This is a genomic window from Streptomyces sp. NPDC059037, from assembly GCF_042740015.1.
Taxonomy (GTDB): domain Bacteria; phylum Actinomycetota; class Actinomycetes; order Streptomycetales; family Streptomycetaceae; genus Streptomyces.
The window spans coordinates 1-2,753 of sequence record NZ_JBHYIG010000488.1; the positions used below are offsets into that span (position 1 = coordinate 1).

Consider the following 2,753-nt stretch of genomic DNA (forward strand, 5'->3'; position numbering starts at 1 on the left):
CATGGCCGACCAGCTCGACACCGCCATCGAACACAACGGCAAGGGCGACCTCGCCGCACTCCTCGCCGGCGGCGACACCTGGACCGTCGTCGGCTAGCTGCTCGGCACGCCATCCCCGAAGCCCGGTTCTGACCTTCAGGACCGGGCTTCGTCGTACGCCGCGCGCGCCGTGCCCACGGCGTCCATGCGCCGTTCCGTCCAGGTCGCCAGGGCGTGCACCCGCTCGGCGGCCTCGCGGCCGAGGTCCGTGAGGGAGTAGTCGACGCGGGGCGGGATGACGGGCTTGGCGTCCCGGTGGACGAGGCCGTCGCGCTCCAGGGTCTGCAGTGTCTGGGCCAGCATCTTCTCGCTGACGCGACCGCCGATCGCCCGGCGCAGCTCGCTGAAGCGGTACGCGCGCTCTTGCAGGGCCAGCAGGATCAGCGTGCCCCAGCGGCTGGTGACGTGCTCCAGGACGAGCCGCTGGGGGCACATCTCGTCACTGTTGAGGTTCCAGTCCCTTACTCCCATGCCAGTACCTTACTTCAAAGTGGGTACTTTCCAGAAGTTAGCGTAAGACCTAGGCTCGGTCTCGAACCGCCCCAAAGGGAACACAGGGAGATTTCAGACATGAGCATCGTCGTCACCGGAGCCACCGGACACCTCGGCCGTCTCGTCATCGACGGGCTGCTCGCCGCGCGGGTCCCCGCCGGGCAGATAGCGGCCGTCGTCCGCGACAAGGAGAAGGCCGCCCCGCTGGCCGCGCGCGGAGTCGAGCTGCGCCTCGCCGACTACAGCACGCCCGAGTCCCTCGCCGGTGTCTTCGCCGCGGGCGACAGGGTGCTGCTGATCTCCGGCAACGAGATGGGGCAGCGAGTCGCGCAGCACGGCGCCGTGATCGACGCCGCGCGGGCCGCGGGCGTCGCTCTCCTCGCGTACACCGGCGTACTCGGCGGCCCCGACGCCGACTTCGACCTCGCGGCCGAGCACAAGGCGACCGAGCAGCTGATCCTCGACTCCGGGCTGCCGTACACGTTCCTGCGCAACGGCTGGTACCACGAGAACTACACGGAGAACCTCGCCCCCGTCCTGGAGCACGGCGCCGTGGTCGCCTCCGCCGGCGACGGCCGGGTCGCCTCCGCCTCGCGCGCCGACTACGCCGCGGCCGCCGTCGCCGTGCTGACCGGCGACGGCCATCAGGGCAAGGCGTACGAGCTGAGCGGCGATGTCGCGTGGAGTCTCGCCGAGTACGCCGCCGAGATCGCCCGGCAGAGCGGCAAGGACATCTCGTACGCGAACGTCCCGGCCGAGCAGAACCTCGCGATCCTGACCGGTGCCGGTCTGCCCGAGCGGTTCGCCGCGATCCTCGTCGACGGGGACGCGGCGATCGAGCGGGGGCTGCTCGCCGGTACGAGCGGTGATCTGACCCGGCTCATCGGGCGGCCCACGACGCCGCTGGCCGACGCGGTCGCGGCGGCGCTCAAGGGCTGACGCCGGGGCCGCGGGAGCGTCATGACCGTCTTTGAGATACGGGCATGACAGGTGGGCCCCTGTGCCGCTACCTTCGTGAGGGCAGCGTGGGGCTGCCGCGCACCAAGGAGGGGCCGTGGACAGCGGAGCAGCGGGGCAGCCGAAGAGCGAGGCGCGCATAGGACTGCTGAACGGCTTCGCGGCCTACGGGATGTGGGGCCTCGTGCCCCTCTTCTGGCCGCTGCTCAAGCCGTCCGGGGCCGGCGAGATCCTCGCGCACCGGATGGCCTGGTCGCTGGTCGTGGTCGGCATCGCGCTGCTGTTCGTGCGGCGTTGGGCCTGGGCCGGCGAGCTGATCCGGCAGCCGCGGAAGCTGGGGCTTGTGACGATCGCCGCGGCGGTCATCACCGTCAACTGGGGCGTCTACATCTGGGCCGTGAACTCCGGCCATGTCGTCGAGGCGTCCCTCGGCTACTTCATCAACCCCCTGGTCACCATCGCCATGGGCGTCCTGCTCCTCGGCGAACGTCTGCGGCCCGTGCAGTGGGCGGCGGTCGGCGTCGGCCTCGCCGCGGTCCTCGTGCTCGCCATCGGCGCCGGACAGCCGCCGTGGATCTCGCTCTGCCTGGCCTTCTCCTTCGCCACGTACGGCCTGGTGAAGAAGAAGGTGGGCCTCGGCGGCCTGGAGTCGCTCGCCGCCGAGACCGCGATCCAGTTCCTGCCCGCGGTCGGCTTCCTGCTGTGGCTCGCCTCGCGGGGCGATGCCACGTTCGGCGCGGAGGGCGTCGGGCACGCGGCGCTGCTCGCGGCGACCGGTGTGGTCACCGCCGCTCCCCTGGTCTGCTTCGGCGCGGCCGCGATACGGGTGCCGCTGTCCACGCTGGGGCTGCTGCAGTATCTGGCGCCGGTCTTCCAGTTCCTGCTCGGCATTCTGTACTTCCATGAGGCGATGCCGGCCGAGCGGTGGGCCGGGTTCGGGCTTGTGTGGCTGGCGTTGACGTTGCTGACCTGGGATGCGTTGCGCTCCGCTCGGCGTAATGCGGTGCGGCTTGCCGCTGCGCGGGGCGGTGCCGTTACGGCTGGCTCCGCCGGGGGTCGGGAGGCGGTGGGTCCCGCCGCCGGGCGGGAAGCGGAGTCTGCGGTCTGACGACCGCAGGTCTCTACCGTTTTCGGCTGCGGGTGCGTTGGGGCTGGTCGCGCAGTTCCTCGCGCCCCTTCGTTTATGTCTCTTATACACCTCTCCGATCCCAAGAGACCATTAATGATCTAGTATTAAGGATTATGAGTTAAAAAAGTTGTGTGTT

At 70.1% G+C, this 2,753-nt stretch carries 3 protein-coding genes; 2 read left to right on the forward strand and 1 reads right to left on the reverse strand.

Annotated elements, in window-relative coordinates; translation table 11 throughout:
- Positions 1-135: 135 nt before the first annotated feature.
- Positions 136-510 carry a helix-turn-helix domain-containing protein gene (locus ACFWY6_RS44980; protein WP_360768391.1) on the reverse strand — a complete coding sequence of 125 codons (375 nt, stop codon included), beginning with the start codon at positions 508-510 and terminating at the stop codon, positions 136-138.
- Between the two features lie 99 nt (positions 511-609).
- Between ACFWY6_RS44980 and ACFWY6_RS44985 the strand changes: the two genes are divergently transcribed.
- The gene (locus ACFWY6_RS44985) at positions 610-1,470 is read left to right on the forward strand and encodes an SDR family oxidoreductase (protein ID WP_384703594.1); all 861 of its coding nucleotides are present in this window, start codon (positions 610-612) and stop codon (positions 1,468-1,470) included.
- Between the two features lie 115 nt (positions 1,471-1,585).
- Positions 1,586-2,596, forward strand: a complete 1,011-nt coding sequence (gene rarD, locus ACFWY6_RS44990) for an EamA family transporter RarD (RefSeq protein WP_384703597.1) — start codon at positions 1,586-1,588, stop codon at positions 2,594-2,596.
- The last annotated feature ends 157 nt before the right edge of the window (positions 2,597-2,753 follow it).